Annotated in this window: 15 protein-coding genes; 3 read left to right on the top strand and 12 right to left on the bottom strand. The window is 39.4% G+C overall.

Going from position 1 to position 16,400, the window contains the following annotated elements; genetic code table 11:
* Positions 1-2: 2 nt before the first annotated feature.
* The 9 genes from B4G94_RS26890 to B4G94_RS26850 form a co-directional block, all read right to left on the bottom strand.
* A complete protein-coding gene (locus B4G94_RS26890) occupies positions 3-2,057 on the bottom strand; it encodes an NADH-quinone oxidoreductase subunit L (protein ID WP_286863163.1) in 2,055 nt (684 codons plus the stop codon).
* Between the two features lie 3 nt (positions 2,058-2,060).
* On the bottom strand, positions 2,061-2,369 hold the full coding sequence (gene nuoK / locus B4G94_RS26885; RefSeq protein WP_108635057.1) for an NADH-quinone oxidoreductase subunit NuoK: 309 nt from the start codon (positions 2,367-2,369) through the stop codon (positions 2,061-2,063).
* Positions 2,366-2,908 carry an NADH-quinone oxidoreductase subunit J gene (locus tag B4G94_RS26880; RefSeq protein ID WP_108635058.1) on the bottom strand — a complete coding sequence of 181 codons (543 nt, stop codon included), beginning with the start codon at positions 2,906-2,908 and terminating at the stop codon, positions 2,366-2,368. The genes nuoK and B4G94_RS26880 overlap by 4 nt, the downstream gene beginning before the upstream one ends.
* A gap of 4 nt (positions 2,909-2,912) precedes the next feature.
* Entirely contained in the window at positions 2,913-3,476 is a 564-nt protein-coding gene (locus B4G94_RS26875; RefSeq protein ID WP_104383959.1) for a NuoI/complex I 23 kDa subunit family protein, read from the bottom strand.
* A gap of 3 nt (positions 3,477-3,479) precedes the next feature.
* A complete protein-coding gene (gene nuoH, locus B4G94_RS26870) occupies positions 3,480-4,553 on the bottom strand; it encodes an NADH-quinone oxidoreductase subunit NuoH (RefSeq protein WP_165309118.1) in 1,074 nt (357 codons plus the stop codon).
* A gap of 225 nt (positions 4,554-4,778) precedes the next feature.
* Positions 4,779-6,065 carry a citrate synthase gene (locus B4G94_RS26865; protein ID WP_108635060.1) on the bottom strand — a complete coding sequence of 429 codons (1,287 nt, stop codon included), beginning with the start codon at positions 6,063-6,065 and terminating at the stop codon, positions 4,779-4,781.
* Between the two features lie 191 nt (positions 6,066-6,256).
* On the bottom strand, positions 6,257-6,502 hold the full coding sequence (locus tag B4G94_RS26860) for a hypothetical protein (RefSeq protein ID WP_104383962.1): 246 nt from the start codon (positions 6,500-6,502) through the stop codon (positions 6,257-6,259).
* Between the two features lie 6 nt (positions 6,503-6,508).
* The gene (locus tag B4G94_RS26855; RefSeq protein WP_286863161.1) at positions 6,509-7,516 is read right to left on the bottom strand and encodes an SPFH domain-containing protein; all 1,008 of its coding nucleotides are present in this window, start codon (positions 7,514-7,516) and stop codon (positions 6,509-6,511) included.
* 5 nt (positions 7,517-7,521) lie between these two features.
* On the bottom strand, positions 7,522-8,892 hold the full coding sequence (locus B4G94_RS26850) for a hypothetical protein (RefSeq protein ID WP_286863160.1): 1,371 nt from the start codon (positions 8,890-8,892) through the stop codon (positions 7,522-7,524).
* A gap of 348 nt (positions 8,893-9,240) precedes the next feature.
* On the opposite strand from B4G94_RS26850, the gene B4G94_RS26845 reads away from it, so the two are divergent.
* Together B4G94_RS26845 and B4G94_RS26840 are read left to right on the top strand one after the other, a co-directional pair.
* Positions 9,241-9,603, top strand: a complete 363-nt coding sequence (locus B4G94_RS26845) for a BlaI/MecI/CopY family transcriptional regulator (RefSeq protein WP_104383965.1) — start codon at positions 9,241-9,243, stop codon at positions 9,601-9,603.
* A 4-nt stretch (positions 9,604-9,607) separates the two neighbouring features.
* Complete coding sequence (locus tag B4G94_RS26840; RefSeq protein WP_286863159.1) at positions 9,608-11,704, top strand: M56 family metallopeptidase; 2,097 nt, start codon at positions 9,608-9,610, stop codon at positions 11,702-11,704.
* Positions 11,705-11,826: 122 nt separating this feature from the next.
* Here B4G94_RS26840 and pth read toward each other — a convergent pair whose 3' ends face one another.
* From pth to B4G94_RS26825, 3 genes are all read right to left on the bottom strand, one after another.
* Positions 11,827-12,390, bottom strand: coding sequence for an aminoacyl-tRNA hydrolase (gene pth / locus B4G94_RS26835; protein WP_075994222.1), 564 nt, complete (start codon positions 12,388-12,390; stop codon positions 11,827-11,829).
* 80 nt (positions 12,391-12,470) lie between these two features.
* The gene (locus B4G94_RS26830; RefSeq protein WP_104383968.1) at positions 12,471-13,067 is read right to left on the bottom strand and encodes a 50S ribosomal protein L25; all 597 of its coding nucleotides are present in this window, start codon (positions 13,065-13,067) and stop codon (positions 12,471-12,473) included.
* Between the two features lie 167 nt (positions 13,068-13,234).
* The gene (locus B4G94_RS26825; protein ID WP_108635065.1) at positions 13,235-14,191 is read right to left on the bottom strand and encodes a ribose-phosphate pyrophosphokinase; all 957 of its coding nucleotides are present in this window, start codon (positions 14,189-14,191) and stop codon (positions 13,235-13,237) included.
* 801 nt (positions 14,192-14,992) lie between these two features.
* Between B4G94_RS26825 and B4G94_RS26820 the strand changes: the two genes are divergently transcribed.
* Positions 14,993-16,400, top strand: a 1,408-nt coding sequence (locus B4G94_RS26820; RefSeq protein WP_286863158.1) for a DUF2723 domain-containing protein, incomplete at its 3' end; no start/stop codon positions are given.

Here is a 16,400-nt window from a genome sequence, read left to right as displayed (position 1 = left end):
TCCTAGAAAAATATGAGATAAATTAAACCAAGTAAAACGAATAGAAAAACGGAATACAATGCAGTCTGTAATTTGCCGTTCTGTACCAGGCGAACCTGGTTGCCGGTCCAGTAGGCAACAGAAGCAACAGCATTGATAAAACCGTCTACAATATATTTGTCTATCCACACGCTCAATCTGGAGAGGGATAGGACGATAAACTGAATAAAAGCAACTAGTGAATCCACAACATAACGGTCAAACCAGTAACAGAACTTCGCTAGTTTCAGTGTGCCATCAACAAAGATCCATTGATAGAGTTCATTGATATAGCCTTGGTTGAACGCGGCTTTCAGCGCCAGACTATTGGTGTTAAGTGAATAGGTTTGTTGTACGTACCATTTCCAACCTATTATCCAACTGATGACCGAACCGATCAATAAGATCAACGGAATAATCAAGTGTGCACTGTGACTTGGTGCAAACGTATATTCATCCGATAGAAGGCCATCCATCAACCAGGAGTCGTGATAGGAAATAGGGTTGAGTGAAAATAGGGGGAATAGACAGCATAGCCCTAATATGGCCATTGGAATCAACATGGTTTTTGAGGCCTCGTGCAGGGGATCACCATGTAATTTGTCCTTGACCTGATCCATGAGGCGAAAATTACCTAAAAAGGCCTTAAAGATTAAGCGACCAATGTAAAATGCGGTCAGTATACTGATGATGATAAGACTAACAGGTATAATGAGGTAAAAATCACCTTTTGATAAAGCCCATTCAAAGGAAGATATCACGATACTATCTTTGGAAAGATAACCTGATGTGAGTGGAAACCCCGCAAGTGCCAGTGATGCGACACTCATCAGGATAAAGGTTTTGGGCATGTACTTTTTTAGTCCGCCCATATTTCGAAGATCCTGCGGGTCAAAGTCGAGCTGACTATGGGCTTTAAGGTGTGCCATCTCATGGATGATGGCTCCCGCAGACAGGAATAATAAGCATTTAAAGAAGGCATGCGTTGCCAAATGAAACAGCGCAGCATCCCAGGTTCCAATACCGATTCCGACCATCATAAAGCCCAATTGTGAGATGGTTGAAAAGGCCAAAATGCGCTTAATATCGTATTGACCTAATGCAAAATAGGCTGCGGATGCGGCGGTGACTGTACCGATGATCGCGATAAATAACAATGCACTTTCGTTGAATAAGGGAAATACGGTTGCCAGCAAAAATACACCTGCTGCGACCATGGTGGCGGCATGGATCAACGAAGATACCGATGTTGGCCCTTCCATGGCATCAGGTAGCCATACGTGTAAAGGAAATTGAGCTGACTTGGCCATGGCCGCAAGGAAAAATGCCAGTCCTGCTATTGTGAGCCAAATCTGATCCATACTGTTCACGGGAGAGACCCATTGTCCATTGGTGACAGCAGACTGATAGATCAATCCGGTTTCACCAAAAAGGTCAATTAGATTGAGCGTTTTAAATTGCGTAAATATGATTGCTAAACCAATCAGAAAACCGAGGTCTCCGATGCGGTTCACTATAAATGCTTTCTTGTTGGCCTGTACGGCCGTTTCGCGTGTAAACCAGAAACCAATTAGGAGGTAGGAGGCAAAACCAACCAATTCCCAAAAAATATACATGAGCAACAGGCTATCCATAATCACCAGTCCGAGCATCGCAAAACAGAAGAGACTAAGGTACATCCAGTAACGATGGATGCCTGGGTCTCCTTTCATATAGGCTCTCGAATAGATATGTACGGGAAGGGCGACTGTGGGAACCAGCAATAGCATAAGTACGCTCAGGTTGTTCAATAGGATGCCTACCTTAAAAGTAGAAGCACCAATGGTGAACCAGTTGATCTCAGCAGACGCAATCGGATGATTCCAAATGGCCAGCCAGGTGAATCCACCGGATATAAAACTACATGCAATGGCGATCAGGGAGATGGTCCCTGACTGATCACGTTTGCCAGCCATCGCTTGATATAAAAAGGCAATAAATGGTGCGGCTACTGCAAACAGCGCTGTGTATATGGGTGATATGTGGGCAACTGGATCCAATTCTTACTTATCTTTTAATTCTTTTATTTCATCCGGATTGATGGTTTTATAGTGTCTATAGACATTCAGGACCAATGCTAATCCAACTGCAACCGCAGCAGCAGCAAGGACAATGGCGAATAAGGCAAAAATCTGTCCGCCATAACTCACTTTATCGTATTTACCAAAAGCTACAAAGTTTAGAATAGCTGCATTAATCATCAGTTCAATACCTACTAAGATCATAATGGCATTTTTCTTTGAAAGCACGGTATAAAGGCCAATACAGAATATGCAGGCACTAACAACCAAAAAATGTGTTAGTGTGATCATCTATTGCGCTCCTTTCTGGATAAATGCGATGCTCCGATAAGTGCCATCATCAAAAAAACTGATATGACTTCAAATGGCAATACATAGAAGGTCATAAATCGTAATCCGATTTGTTGAATATTATTATCTGTTGAAATAATCTCGGTATTATTTTCCCTAGCCTGCTGAATCCATGTCGGCGGTGACTGCTGCCATTCCCGTATTCCGAAAATCATGAGGGTCAGAAAACCTAAGGTTAATACAATGGCCTGCCATCGCGGCATACTGAGAAAAGAGCCACTGCTGTCCTGAAGATCTTTCAGAAGTTCTTTGTTGGAAAGCATAAAGGCAAATAACATCAGAATTAATACACCCCCCACATAGACCATGATCTGCGTGATTGCGACAAAATCGGCTAAGGCAAAGAGGTAAAGGCCTGCCATGGCAAAGAGGACGATAAAAAATAAAAATAGGGCGCGGGCTATATTTTTAAGATTGACCAATAGTAGCGCAGATCCGATCGCCAGTACAGCGAAGGCATAAAATAAAATAATTTCCATGTTCTTATTTTTGCTTTGCTGCCTCCTTTTCAGCTTGAAACTGCGTCCATTCGGCTTTGCGCTGCGCAACTTGTTCGTCGGTCATGTCCGAAAATCCGTAGATCAGATCGGTCAACTTCTGCGAGCTGCGATCATATTCGTTGGTCATGACAATACATTCGGTAGGGCAGACAACAGTACATAGGCCACAGTACATACATTTGGCCATATCAATATTGAATTTGGCCGGATATAACCGTTTGACGCTACCGTCTGAAGTTTTTCCGATCGCTTCCGGCGATTTGATCGCCTCAATTTCAATGCAATCTACCGGACATGCTTTGGCACAGAGATCACATACGATGCAATCGTCAATATCCACTTGCAATTGATAACGGGCAACTTCGGGAATAGGCATTTTTTCAGCGGGGTATTGTACGGTGACAATGCCCTCCTGATGGTCAAAGTAATTATCGTTTTTGATATTCAATTCCTGACGCGAACGTCGAGCGCCAAACAAGTGCTTCACAGTCAAAGATAGTCCTTTGATTGCTGTACGAAATGCGTGGGAAGCCGTTTTAAATATCATATCTTATGCTATAATTAAAATTCTCCAAATGGCGGAAATGGCCATGCAAACAAAAGCTAACGGGGTCAATACCTTCCAGCATAAGCTCATCAATTGATCTGCACGTAATCGGGGTAAGGTCCACCGGATCCACATTTGTATGCCGACGATAAATAAGGATTTGGCTAAGGTCCAAAAGATTCCCCAGACAAGGCCTGTTGTCCAGTCTGCCAATCGTACTGCGCCGATATTAGGGAGCGGTGTATTCCAGCCACCCAGAAACAGGACTACACCCAACATAGCCACCAAAAACATCATGGCATATTCGGCCAGGAAGATAAAGGCAAATTGTATCCCGCCATATTCTGTATGGAAACCACCAACCAGTTCAGATTCCGCTTCGGGAATATCGAATGGCGCTCGGTTACATTCGGCAAGTGTTGCGATAAAGAATATGATATAGGTTACAATTAAGTGGGGGGCCTGAAAAATATTCCAGGCGAAAATGCCGCCTATCTCATTAACTTCCCAAAACCCTAAAAATTTAATACTTCCGTTGGTCAGAATGCCTTGGCCGATTGCGATTTCGTTGAGATTTAAAGTCTGTGTTAACATCACGACAGTAATCAGGGAGAGTCCAACGGGTATTTCATAGGAAACCATTTGGGCGATTGCACGCATGGACCCCAGTAGGGAATATTTGTTGTTCGATCCCCATCCAGCCATCAAAATCCCCAATGCGTCAATGGAGATGATGGCCATAATAAAGAATAATCCGGTATGTGTATTCGCCGGAATAAAATCTTTGGCCCAAGGAATGACCGAAAACCCGGTGAAAACAGCCACAAAAATAATGATTGGGGCAATTCTAAAGAGAATTTTGTCGGCTAATGTGGGTGTTATTAATTCTTTTTGAAGTAATTTAAGGATATCCGCTATCGTCTGTAGGCTACCATATTTTCCGGTTTCCATTGGTCCGAGACGATCTTGGACAAATCCCGCAATCTTACGCTCGGCATATACTGCAAATAAGGTAAATGCTGCTATAAAGGTGAAAATAGCAATTGGAACCAAGATATGTAGTATTGTATCTATCAAGTCTTATTTATAATGATTTTTAATAAGCGACCAATGAATACGCAAACTTAACGAAAAACAGGGAATTTCGATAGGGAAAAATTAAAATATACTAAACAAGTAGATTATCGTGACATATTGGGGATATCAGTATTTAGATTTGAGTATGAAGATTTTGCTTGAGTAAGCCTTATCAGCATAAAAAAAGCATCCCTAAGGATGCTTTTTTTATGCTGATAAATCGAATTAACGATTTGAGAACTCAACGTAATTACGTTCTGTATGTCCAACATACACTTGTCTTGGACGGCCGATTGGCTCTTTGTTTTCACGCATTTCTTTCCATTGTGCGATCCATCCCGGAAGACGACCCAACGCAAATAACACGGTAAACATATCTGCTTTAAAGCCTAATGCACGGTAGATAATACCTGAATAGAAATCGACGTTTGGATAAAGTTTTCTATCGATAAAGTATTGATCATTTAATGCTGCTTCTTCAAGTTTTTTGGCGATGTCCAATACGGGATCCTGAACGCCTAATTTTTCTAAAATATCATCACATGCTTTTTTGATGATTTTAGCACGTGGATCGAAGTTTTTGTATACACGGTGACCGAATCCCATTAAACGGAACGGGTCATTTTTGTCTTTTGCTTTTGCGAGGTATTTTTCTGCATCACCACCATCATTTTTGATCGCTTCAAGCATTTCAATTACGGCTTGGTTAGCACCGCCATGCAGCGGGCCCCACAAGGCATTGATACCCGAGGCAACAGATGCATAAAGGTTGGCATTAGATGAACCTACGATACGAACTGTTGATGTAGAACAGTTTTGTTCGTGATCAGCATGTAAAATAAGCAATTTGTGCATGGCATCAATCACAACAGGATCGAATGTTTTTTCGTCGTTAACCTCGCCGAATAACATGTTTAAGAAGTTATCTATGTAACCTAAGTTATTTTTAGGATAAACGACCGGATGACCTAGTGATTTCTTTTGAATCCAGGAAACGATCGTTGGCATTTTGGCCAAAAGATTGATGATCGTTTGATCTTCTTCTTCGTCTGTTAGGTTTGGATTTAAGGATTCAGGGTAAAATGCAGATAAGGCGCCTACTAAACAAGAAAGTTGGCCCATTGGGTGGGATTTGGAAGGAAATCCAGCGAAGAAATTTTTCATGTCTTCGTGAATCATCATTTGCTTTTTAATGTCAGCTCTGAATTTTTCCAATACCTCTTTTTTAGGAAGCTCTCCATAGATAAGTAAATAAGCAACTTCCAGGAAAGTCGATTTCTCTGCCAATTGCTCAATTGGATATCCTCTATATCTCAATATACCTGTTTCACCGTCAAGGAAAGTAATCGCACTTTTTGTTGCACCCGTGTTTTTGTATCCCGGGTCTAACGTAATAAATCCACTTAGATCTCTTAATTTGGAAATATCAACTGCTTTTTCATTTTCAGTACCGACAATGACCGGAAGGTCATAAGAAGTGCCGTCTAAATTTATAGATGCTTTATCTGACATGTTTATATATTATCTTATATCTGATTTGTATGCTAATCTCACAAATTTAACTATTTGATATTTAAAACTGAAAGTTCTTTTGGAATTTAAATGACATCATTACGTCATTTTGGATAATATTGAATAACTATTTACTTAAATACGCAAATAGTTTATTCAAATTTAACACTATCTTATTATGTCCCGAAATATTAATCTATTTTTCGCTGAGCGACTTTTCCCTTATCTTCATATTTCCCGTTTTTGCCCGAGCCAAAAAAAGGTAGGATGACGAAGCATACCAAAATAATAGATGTTAACGTTAAAATTCCTGTTGTCCATAGGATTTTGCTGAAATTTTCAGCATCCAGGAAATGGATACCCCAGAGCCCCAATAGAAAATAGGTGGCGACGAATAGGATAACCAGGGTGAATAATATGCCAAAGATGTATTTCATGATGGGTTATATTTTGTTAAGAATCTGTTTTTTGAGCGCGTCGAATTCGTCCTGTGTAATAATGTTTTCGCGCAGTAGCAATTGTAGTTTTTGCAGTTTTTCGACAAAATCTCCTTCTGCTTGTATATTGTCTTTGATCTCTTCTTTTTGTAGATCAAATTGTTTGCCCAGCTCCATGCCCACACCAAGTTGTGCACCAATGCCTGCCAGTCCACCTTCATTTTTAGCGGCATCCCGGAGCGCGCGTAATTTTTCCAATTCCACATAGCTCAAACCTGCTTGCTGTGCAGCTTGATTTTGTGTCGTCAAGTCAGCAATTTCACCAATTCGACGTTGTGTGTTTGAGTCAAATTGGGTTCCCAAGATCTTAAAATCTGTAATATCTAAACCAAGATCTTTAAAATCCTGTTCAACCGCTGTTTTGATATCCGTGGACAAAATAGGCAGCTGACTATCGATTTCGTTATAACCTAATTTCTTCTGGGCAATCTGTGCGACAATCTGTTGTGGAATCCTGTTGTTAATAATATCTTGAATGGCTGCCGTGCTAACTGTGTTTTGATTGGCGACGATATTTTTATAGAAATGTACCGGCTCTTTGATGACGTAAGAAAAAGTACCGTTCAAGCCTATTTCCACGGGCAGATTATATTGCGGGTCAATATATTTGATCGGGTTTCCCGTTCCCCAGGATTGATTGACAATGGCGGCCGTACGGAAGAAATAAATATAAAGCTTATGCTCTGACTCGAAATTTTGTCTTAATCGCGCTAATGTGGTGAAGAAAGGATGGTTATCCGTTTTTAAATTATAGGTACCTGCCTCCGTAAGGAGGTTTTCGCCTTTTCCTTCATAGACAAGGATACAGCCCTGTCCCGGGGCAAGAATAAGTTTACTGGAATTCTTAATTTCATTCCTTTCGGAAGGAAATTTATACCATAATACACGAGGGTCTTGATTTTTCCACTCAATGACCTCGGATAATTGGTTGTTAAAAAGATTGAATAGTCCCATAATATTTAATTTAATGTGTCGAATTTGGGATTATACCCTTCGAATTTATTGATTTGTTTTCCACTATTATCAAAATAGTAATAGTCGCTCGAACCTTTTACAATAAAACCGTCTTTGAGTAGACAGCCATTTCCATAAATGGATTTAAGGTCTGTGGCGACTGTTTTCTGTATCGCACCGGTCGATATATCCAAAAGTTGGATCTGTAGCGGATCATCTTCCGCAGGTGTTGGTTTGTACGCGATCAGAAGCGTTTTGTCATTCTGAGCAACCACGACAGGCTGAAAATAGAGCCGACCCGGTGTAAAGTCTTTAAAACTAATCAGACGGGCTCCTTTAATTTGCCATGGATTGATCAGTACCTTTTTGTAGGGATCGCGGTCGGTAAAAATACCCGATCCACCAAAATCTTTATCCCAGGAAAAGCGAGGGCTATCTCTGGGGTAGCCATATTGATAGTAATATGTGTATTGAATTAACTGAATTTTTTCCTCTGGATAGGAGCTGGATTTACTTGAAAAAGTGAATTCCGTTTTTGTCGTTGGATTAGGGAGTTTTTTCCTCCGTTCATCGTAAAGCTGCTTATCCGGTATTGATTTATTGATTAAAGGGTAATAGGCGATATTTTGCCCTTCATTGTTCATAATCTGATAGGCAGAACCATAATCTTCGTATTTAAATTCAACTTTGGCAATACCGGTGCTGAGTGCCGGAGCATCTTTGACGTAATTTTCAAGGACACTTTTGTAGGTTAGACTATTTTTGTCCAATTGATAGATATACTTAGATTTGATGATGATGTAAAGGTTTTGGTCTTCAAATACCTGTAAATTAACGTCGCTACTTGATAACTCGACGGGAGTTTCCATCAGCTGCTTTACCCATTCCTTTTTGCCAGTTTTGGGGTCAAATAATCCGATATATACTTTGTTGTCTTTGCCTTCATCAAATCGGTTCCTGGAAGTTCCGACATTGCCCACGACGACGACGTGTGGAGAGTTATCTTTGTCCAGAAATAATGTATTGCTTGCGTAATTCCACTCCAGCGGTTCGGCTTCTTCTTTTTTCTCTGCAGTGTTGGACGAACTATAAGTCGAATAATTTGGTTCTGATTTTTTAGAGAATATAGAACTCAATACACCAATAATGAACATGAGTGCAATAAAGCCCACAACAGCAAACAATACGATTCGGATAGCTTTATATTGATCGGTATTGTTGCGTGGGTAGTTGTAATTGTGATTGATGTTGATGTCATCACTATCTAAAAAAAACTCGGTTCCGCAACTATCACATTTGTAATAGTCGGGACGTATTGTGCTGACTTTTATGCTGCCACAATGCGGGCATTTGATCGCTTTGATGCTTTTAGCCATTTATATTTTGTTGTATTTGTTTTGAATTACTCCTGTTTAAAGTTTCATTTCTAGCACAGAAAGGCATGTATGTTTTGATCATAATACTGCCGGTCAAGTAGCGAAAATAAAATAATATACAGTCGAAAGTTAAAATAAAAAACAAGGTATAACAAATTTTCGGCCAGTCATCTTATATTCGATAGGATTGATTTTAAATATGTCAAATATTGATTCATATTGTAACGTTACAAAGAATCGGGGCTTTAGATGTTGTTGATGAGGATACAATTAAAAAATGTAAAATATTTTTGGTATTTACGAATAATTCGTAGATTAGTGAAAGATTAGTAAAGAAAGAATTTAGATATGGAAAAGTTAACAGCACAAGAGGAACAGGCAATGCAATCTATCTGGAGCCTAAATGGAGGTTTTATCAAAGAGATTCTAGATAACATTAAAGGGGAGAAGATGCCTTATACAACTTTAGCTTCAACTGTAAAAAATTTGGAGCGCAAGGACTTTGTGAAAGCTGTGCGTTATGCCAATGCAAAACGTTACGAACCTATGGTCAGTGAGCAGGATTATAAGGCGAAATTTATGAACTCTTTTGTAGGTGATTATTTCAAAAATTCATATAAAGAGATGGTTTCTTTTTTCGTGAAAGAGGAAAAGCTAACCGAGGACGAGCTCAAGGAGATTATGGATATGATTAAAAATAACAAATCTTAATACGATGGAAAATCTGCTGACCTATATTATACAAGTCAATCTGCTGTTGAGCATCATCTACTTGGGTTATGTTGGGCTATTGAAAGGCTTAACCTTCTATTCATTGAATAGAGCATACTTTTTAACAGGTGGATTATTTGCTTTTATATATCCGTTTTTGGATTTAAAATCGCTTTTTGTACGAGGTGGATTAGACGTGGGGCTGGTGGGTGAGCAGATTTCATTTTATATGGAAGAACAGGATATGCAGGAACGGTTGACGCTGGGTGGGTTGGTAGAGTTCGTTTTTATGTTGGGTGCGGCATTTCTATTGTTGAAATTTGTTTTCCAGTTATTCAGCCTCTTAAGAGTTCATCTGCATTCCAAAGCCGATCAGTGGAAGACGTATTTTTTTAGGAATGTGTTTATCCCTATTGTGCCATTTTCGTTTTTGAATAAAATTTATGTCAATAAGGGACAGCATATGGATGCTGAACTGAAAGATATTTTTAAGCATGAGGATATTCATGTGAAAGGCCTTCACAGCTTGGATATTTTACTGTTTGAAATCATATTGGTGTGCTGTTGGTACAATCCTTTCGTCTGGTTCATGCGCAGAGCCATTCGCCAAAATTTGGAGTTTCTGACTGATCAACAGGTGCTCAATAAAGGAATTGACAAACAGACGTACCAATATAGCCTGTTGAATGTGTCCAAAAAGGGCACTTCAATCGGGTTGAGCAATCAATTTAATTTTAAACTATTAAAACGTCGCATTATGATGATGAATAAGAAGAGGTCATCCAAGATAGAACTGAGTAAATATGCCTTTCTTTTGCCCGTATTTTTACTAACGGGAGCTGCATTTACCGTAAGCAAAGCGGAGGGTAATATCGAAGATGTCGTTGAAAAGGCAAATGAGACTACGCTTTTGAAATTAGCTGCAGGTTCACAGCAGGGTGATCCACTATCGGTCAAGATGGCCAGTGAAGCGGGAAAAGTACTCAAGGAAGCCCACGGTACGGATACGATTAAGATAGATACAACTCGCCGGTCGAAGGGGACTACCGTATGGAGCGGTCAGATTGGTTCTTTGAAAATCAAAGGCGCTTCTGATGCGACTGGTAATCCGCTGTTTGTGGTGGATGGGGAAGTTATTAGTAAAGAAGAACTAGATGCAATTGCTCCAGAGCGGATTGAATCAATATCAGTATTAAAAGATAAATCTGCTACAGCAATCTATGGTGAGAAGGGTGAAAATGGTGTCTTGTTGATCACTACCAAAACAGGAAGTAGTACTGGCAAACTTCAAGGAAAAGTGACAGGTCTCTTTGTCAGACAGGACTCCGTTAGTAAAGCTAAGGCCGCAGTGATCAAGTATCCTGCTAATATTCTGTATGTGGTTGATGGTGCACGAATAAGTTCGGGGGAAATGAGAGATATGGATCAAAATAATATTGAAAGTATTCATGTTATTAAGGATGGCTCTGCTTGGGCAAAATATGGTGAAGAAGGGAAAAATGGTGTTATTGAAGTGACCACAAAAAAATGGGCAAAGGAAAATCCGGATAAAGTTAGTAAAGCTGCTAAGGAACTCAAATCTGAAAATAGCCCTGATGAGCGGGTAATTACGGTAGTGGGGTATAAAAAGGGTAATAAGGGGAATGATGCTAAAACAATAACGTTTGAGGGAAAAGCGGCCCAAAACGATAGCCCAGGGAAAACTGCGAAATATGTAGCACAAACGGCAACATACGCGAGGGTAGAGGGAGAACCAGGGAATATCAATGGCGTCCGGATCCGTGGTTTATCGGGAAAAGAAAAACCATTGTTTGTTGTTGATGGAGAACTTAAAAATAGCCAGTTTGATCTAGGGAATTTGAATTCTTCAAACATTCTTTCGGTATCAATCAATAAAAATAATTCGTTGACAGAGATGTATGGTGATAGGGGAGGGAATGGTATTGTAAAGATAGTAACCAAAGCCTATGCCGCAAAGTACCCAGAGAAATTGTCAGATTTAGATAGAAAGATACAGGCCGAACAAATGAATATTTTGAATAAGAAACATGAAGTAGGATTTGATGGCCAAAATAATGTACGGGAAAATCAACAGAAGTAATCCTATCAGGATCGAAAAGTACTAGGAGGTGAAGTTTGTATTTTATAGTTCTATTCAAAAATCTATTAGTTTTTTGAATAGAACTACTTTGTATTATAAAACTAAAATTAAATAATTGATGGTTATTTTGTATTGAGGTTCGTCATCGTCAACTCAATGCCAATATTAACAAAGCTTTGGATCATCTTAACGGAATGGTCTATCAATGCCGGAAGTTCCGCCTGTTCTTCTTTATCGAAGGGACCAAGGACATAGTCCACCTGTCTGCCTTTGGGATAATTATCTCCGATACCAAAACGTAGGCGAGGGTATACCTGTCCCCCACAAAGTTGCTCGATGGACTTAAGTCCATTGTGGCCAGCGCTGCTGCCTTTAGGCTTCATACGTAAAGAACCGAAGGGAATGGCCAGATCGTCAACGATCACCAGTACATTCTGGATAGGTACTTTACATTGCTGCATATAATAATTGACCGCTTTGCCACTGAGGTTCATATAGGTAGTCGGCTTGATGACGGTTACATTGTGCCCTCGCTGTTTAAATTCGCTATAATAGGCTAATTTTAGCAGGGAGAAACTAGCGCCAGCTTGTTTAACGAGCTCGTCGGCAACCATAAAACCAATATTGTGCCGCGTATCGGCATATTCACTACCGATATTTCCCAATCCAACGATAAGATAATTCATGACGCAAAAATAAAAATTTAATAAACAAAAAAGCACCGAATTTCGGTGCTTTCTGTAGTATTTTAAGAATCTTGTTCAGATTATTTTTTACCACCTTTAGCTGCTTTAGCTGCTTCTTGTTCAGCTTGACGCAATGCACGTGACATGATAACGGATACGATTGTATCGTCAGCATTGTTCAATACTTTTGCGTTGTCCAATTGAACTTGAGCTACACGGTATGATTTACCAACTTCTAAAGATTCCATTGGTACTTCAATTTCTTGTGGCAAGTTAGCAGGTAATGCTTTTACGCGTAAATTGCGTAATTTTTGAACTAATTTACCCCCCATTTTAACACCTGGAGATGTTCCTGTTAATTTGATAGGAATATTTAAAGACACTTCTTTGTCATCAAATAATTCTAAAAAGTCAACGTGAGTAACTAGGTCTGTCAATGGGTGGAATTGTGCGTCTTGAACGATAGCTCTTTTTGTTTGACCGTCAACGTTTAATTCTACGATTACAACGTCAGCAGTGTAAAGAACTGGTTTCAAATCAGCTGCGGATACAGAAAGAGCAGTTTGTTCTTTACCTCCGTAAAGTACTGCCGGTACTAAACCTTGGTAACGTAATTCTTTTGCATCTCTTTTCCCTACGTTCTGTCTTACAGAACCGCTAATAGCAATTGATTTCATCTTTTAATTTTTATAAATTTTGAGGTGCAAAGATAATTTAAATTTTGGTATTATCAAAAAAAACTGCTGATATTGAGGGGGAAAGAAAAAGACTCCAGTATTTCGGCCGAAGGCTTATCATACCAGAGTCTAAATACTAATATCTCAATACGCTATACTAAAAAAGACTATTCGACGTCAAATAAATCAGAGATAGATGTATGTTGGTTGACGCTGGTGATTGCTTTTGCAAACAGATCAGCTGTAGACAATACTTTAATTTTTGTGGATTGTTTTGCTTTTTCTGGATCCAATTGAATGGTATCTGTTACGATCATTTCTGATAACACGGAGTTTTCAATTGTTTCATAAGCTTTGCCGGATAACACCGCGTGTGTACAGACCGCTCTTACGGATCTCGCACCATTTTCCATGATCAAAGCCGCAGCTTTTGAAAGTGTGCCGGCTGTGTCACAGATATCGTCGATCAATACAACATCCTGATCCGTTACATCACCAATGATAGACATTGATTCAATTTCATTTGCACGTTTACGGCGTTTGTCACAGATGATCACTTCTGCATTGAAGAATTTAGCAAAAGTACGCGCTCTGTATGATCCACCCATATCCGGTGATGCAATTGTCAAGTTAGGGAGTTTTAGGGATTTGATGTAGGGAACAAAAATAATGGAGCCATCGAGGTGATCAACAGGGATATCGAAAAAACCTTGGATTTGTGCGGCATGTAAATCCATTGTCATGATACGGTGAATCCCAGCTGCTGTCAACAGATTGGCAATCATTTTTGCGCCAATGGCAACTCTTGGTTTGTCTTTTCGATCTTGTCTTGCGAAACCGAAATAGGGGACCACCGCTGTAATGTAGTGCGCTGAGGCTCTCTTTGCAGCATCTGTCATCAACAATAATTCAAAAAGATTGTCGGTAGGTTGGTTGGTAGATTGGATGATAAATACATCGGCTCCACGTACAGATTCATTGTAGAATGGTTGAATCTCACCGTCGCTAAAACGCGATAATGTTTTGTCTCCTAGAGGTTTCCCGTAAGATTGTGCGATTTTTTCAGCCAGTTCTGTAGTGCCAGAACCTGCAAATAGTTTAACCGTGTTGAATTGCAAAGGCATGGTTTTGTATATTTATGTTGGGTTATTGTATTGTCGTTTATTCAATATTTTTATTCCCTAATATTTTTTAAAGTTAAACATTAAAAAAAATGGATTGTTTGCACAATCCATATACTCTTAACTTTAAAAGTTGTCCGACCTGGATTCGAACCAAGACAAACAGAACCAAAAACTGTCGTACTACCCTTATACTATCGGACAATGTCTCTAAAAAGTCAACGTTTCCGTCTTTTTCTTTTTGACGACGCAAAGATAGAGATTTGTTTTAAAAATCAAAATTCAAATTAAAAAAAATCTAAACCCTTTCATAAATAATAAGCCTTGCATATAACGCAGAAAAGGCTTGCGATTGCAAGCCTTTTCTATTGTTTGTTGTCCGACCTGGATTCGAACCAAGACAAACAGAACCAAAAACTGTCGTACTACCCTTATACTATCGGACAAACAATTCAATTGTGTTCGTTATCGTGATGATGTCGTTCACATTTGATGATGCAAATATACGGACTATTCTTATTTCTGCAAATAAAAATGAACTTAAAAGTGTATTAGGGCTGATTTTCAAAGAAATAATTTTTGTTTTGATTTGAAAAGATATGCGCGCTAAGCTTTTTTATCGAGATGTTGGCCCCCCAAAATACATGCGTGCTTTTGGGAATGCTTTCCTTTCAGCCAATATTGGATCGCGTAATGAAATTTTTTCAATTAATATGTGTTAAAAAATCAGAATAAAGTTCATTTCTTATTAACTTATCCTTATTTTCGAGCCGTATTAATAATACTTTTTACAGTTATCATTTTATGAACTATACTAAAATCAACAATCTTTTAGGATGGATATGTGCGCTCATTGCAACAGTAGCATATGTCATGACTGCCGAACGATCGACGAGTTGGTGGGACTGTGGCGAGTTTATCGCTTCAGCCTTTAAACTTCAAATTGTGCACCAGCCAGGAGCACCTTTATTCTTAATGATTCAAAATATATTCTCAAACCTTGCTGGTGGAGATGTTACACGAATTGCTTTTTGGATGAACGTAGGATCGGCAGTATGTAGTGGTCTGACCATTTTGTTTTTATTTTGGACAATTACAGCTTTAGCAAAGAAAATCGTTGTAAAAGGTGTTGATGGATCATATACATCCACCGATTTAATCAAAATATTCGGTTCGGGCGCTGTTGGTGCACTGGCTTATGCTTTTACGGATACTTTTTGGTTCTCAGCAGTAGAGTCCGAAGTATATGCCATGTCTTCTTTATGTACAGCCGTCGTATTTTGGGGTATTCTAAAATGGGAAAATCATGCCGATGAAGCTGGTTCGGACCGCTGGTTGATCTTTATCGCTTATGTGATGGGGCTTTCTATCGGGGTACACTTACTGAACCTTCTGGTGATTCCGGCAATTGCTTTGGTAATTTATTTTAAACGTTCAAAAACAGTGACATCATCGGGGGCGATCAAAGCTTTCTTAATCGGTGTTGTTGTTTTGGCGCTAATTTTATGGGGTATTATTCAATATACCGTTAAAGCGGCAGCATATTTTGATCTGTTCTTTGTGAATAGTTTGGGCATGGGCTTCGGTACTGGATTTAACTTATTCATGATTTTAGCGGTAGCTCTTTTCGTATATGGTATCTGGTATTCAATCAAAAAGGTAAAACCGATGTTGAATCTGATCTTAATCAGTGCAGCATTTATTATTTTTGGTTATAGTTCCTTTGCCATGATCATGGTGCGCGCCAAGGCAAATCCTACATTAAATAACAGTGATCCGGATAATGCATTTTCTTTTGTGAGTTATCTTGGACGTGAGCAATATGCCAGTGAGCCACTTTTGAATGGACCTACATTTGATGCGCAAGTGGTTGATGCCGAGCCTACGTATACGTACAGAAAAGATAAAGACAAGTATACCAAGGTGGAGAACGGTATGGACTATAAATACGATAAAACGATGTTTTTCCCGCGTGTTTACAGTTCACGGGATCAAGGACATATCGAATATTATCGTGATTACTTAAAAATTCCGGAAGGACAGTCGCCGACTTTTGGTGATAACCTGAAGTTCTTTTTCAGTTATCAGATCGGACATATGTACGGCCGTTATTTCTTATGGAATTTTGCCGGTCGTCAGAATGACCAACAAGGTCAGGGCTCATTTACCGAAGGTAATTGGCAGGCGGGCATCAAGCCGATTGACCAAATGC

The organism is Sphingobacterium sp. UBA7625 (genome assembly GCF_002484085.1).
In the GTDB taxonomy this organism is placed as follows: Bacteria; Bacteroidota; Bacteroidia; order Sphingobacteriales; family Sphingobacteriaceae; genus Sphingobacterium; species Sphingobacterium athyrii.
The sequence above is the reverse complement of the archived record's forward strand: the minus strand, read 5'-3'. Positions and strand labels throughout refer to the sequence as shown.

Bases quoted from the DNA above. Each gene is read 5' to 3' on its own strand.
- nuoK (WP_108635057.1), bottom strand. From the start codon at position 2,369: ATGATCACACTAACACATTTTTTGGTTGTTAGTGCCTGCATATTCTGT.
- B4G94_RS26880 (WP_108635058.1), bottom strand. From the start codon at position 2,908: ATGGAAATTATTTTATTTTATGCCTTCGCTGTACTGGCGATCGGATCT.
- B4G94_RS26875 (WP_104383959.1), bottom strand. From the start codon at position 3,476: ATGATATTTAAAACGGCTTCCCACGCATTTCGTACAGCAATCAAAGGA.
- B4G94_RS26865 (WP_108635060.1), bottom strand. From the start codon at position 6,065: ATGTCAGATAAAGCATCTATAAATTTAGACGGCACTTCTTATGACCTT.
- B4G94_RS26860 (WP_104383962.1), bottom strand. From the start codon at position 6,502: ATGAAATACATCTTTGGCATATTATTCACCCTGGTTATCCTATTCGTC.
- B4G94_RS26855 (WP_286863161.1), bottom strand. From the start codon at position 7,516: ATGGGACTATTCAATCTTTTTAACAACCAATTATCCGAGGTCATTGAG.
- B4G94_RS26850 (WP_286863160.1), bottom strand. From the start codon at position 8,892: ATGGCTAAAAGCATCAAAGCGATCAAATGCCCGCATTGTGGCAGCATA.
- B4G94_RS26845 (WP_104383965.1), top strand. From the start codon at position 9,241: ATGGAAAAGTTAACAGCACAAGAGGAACAGGCAATGCAATCTATCTGG.
- B4G94_RS26840 (WP_286863159.1), top strand. From the start codon at position 9,608: ATGGAAAATCTGCTGACCTATATTATACAAGTCAATCTGCTGTTGAGC.
- pth (WP_075994222.1), bottom strand. From the start codon at position 12,390: ATGAATTATCTTATCGTTGGATTGGGAAATATCGGTAGTGAATATGCC.
- B4G94_RS26830 (WP_104383968.1), bottom strand. From the start codon at position 13,067: ATGAAATCAATTGCTATTAGCGGTTCTGTAAGACAGAACGTAGGGAAA.
- B4G94_RS26825 (WP_108635065.1), bottom strand. From the start codon at position 14,191: ATGCCTTTGCAATTCAACACGGTTAAACTATTTGCAGGTTCTGGCACT.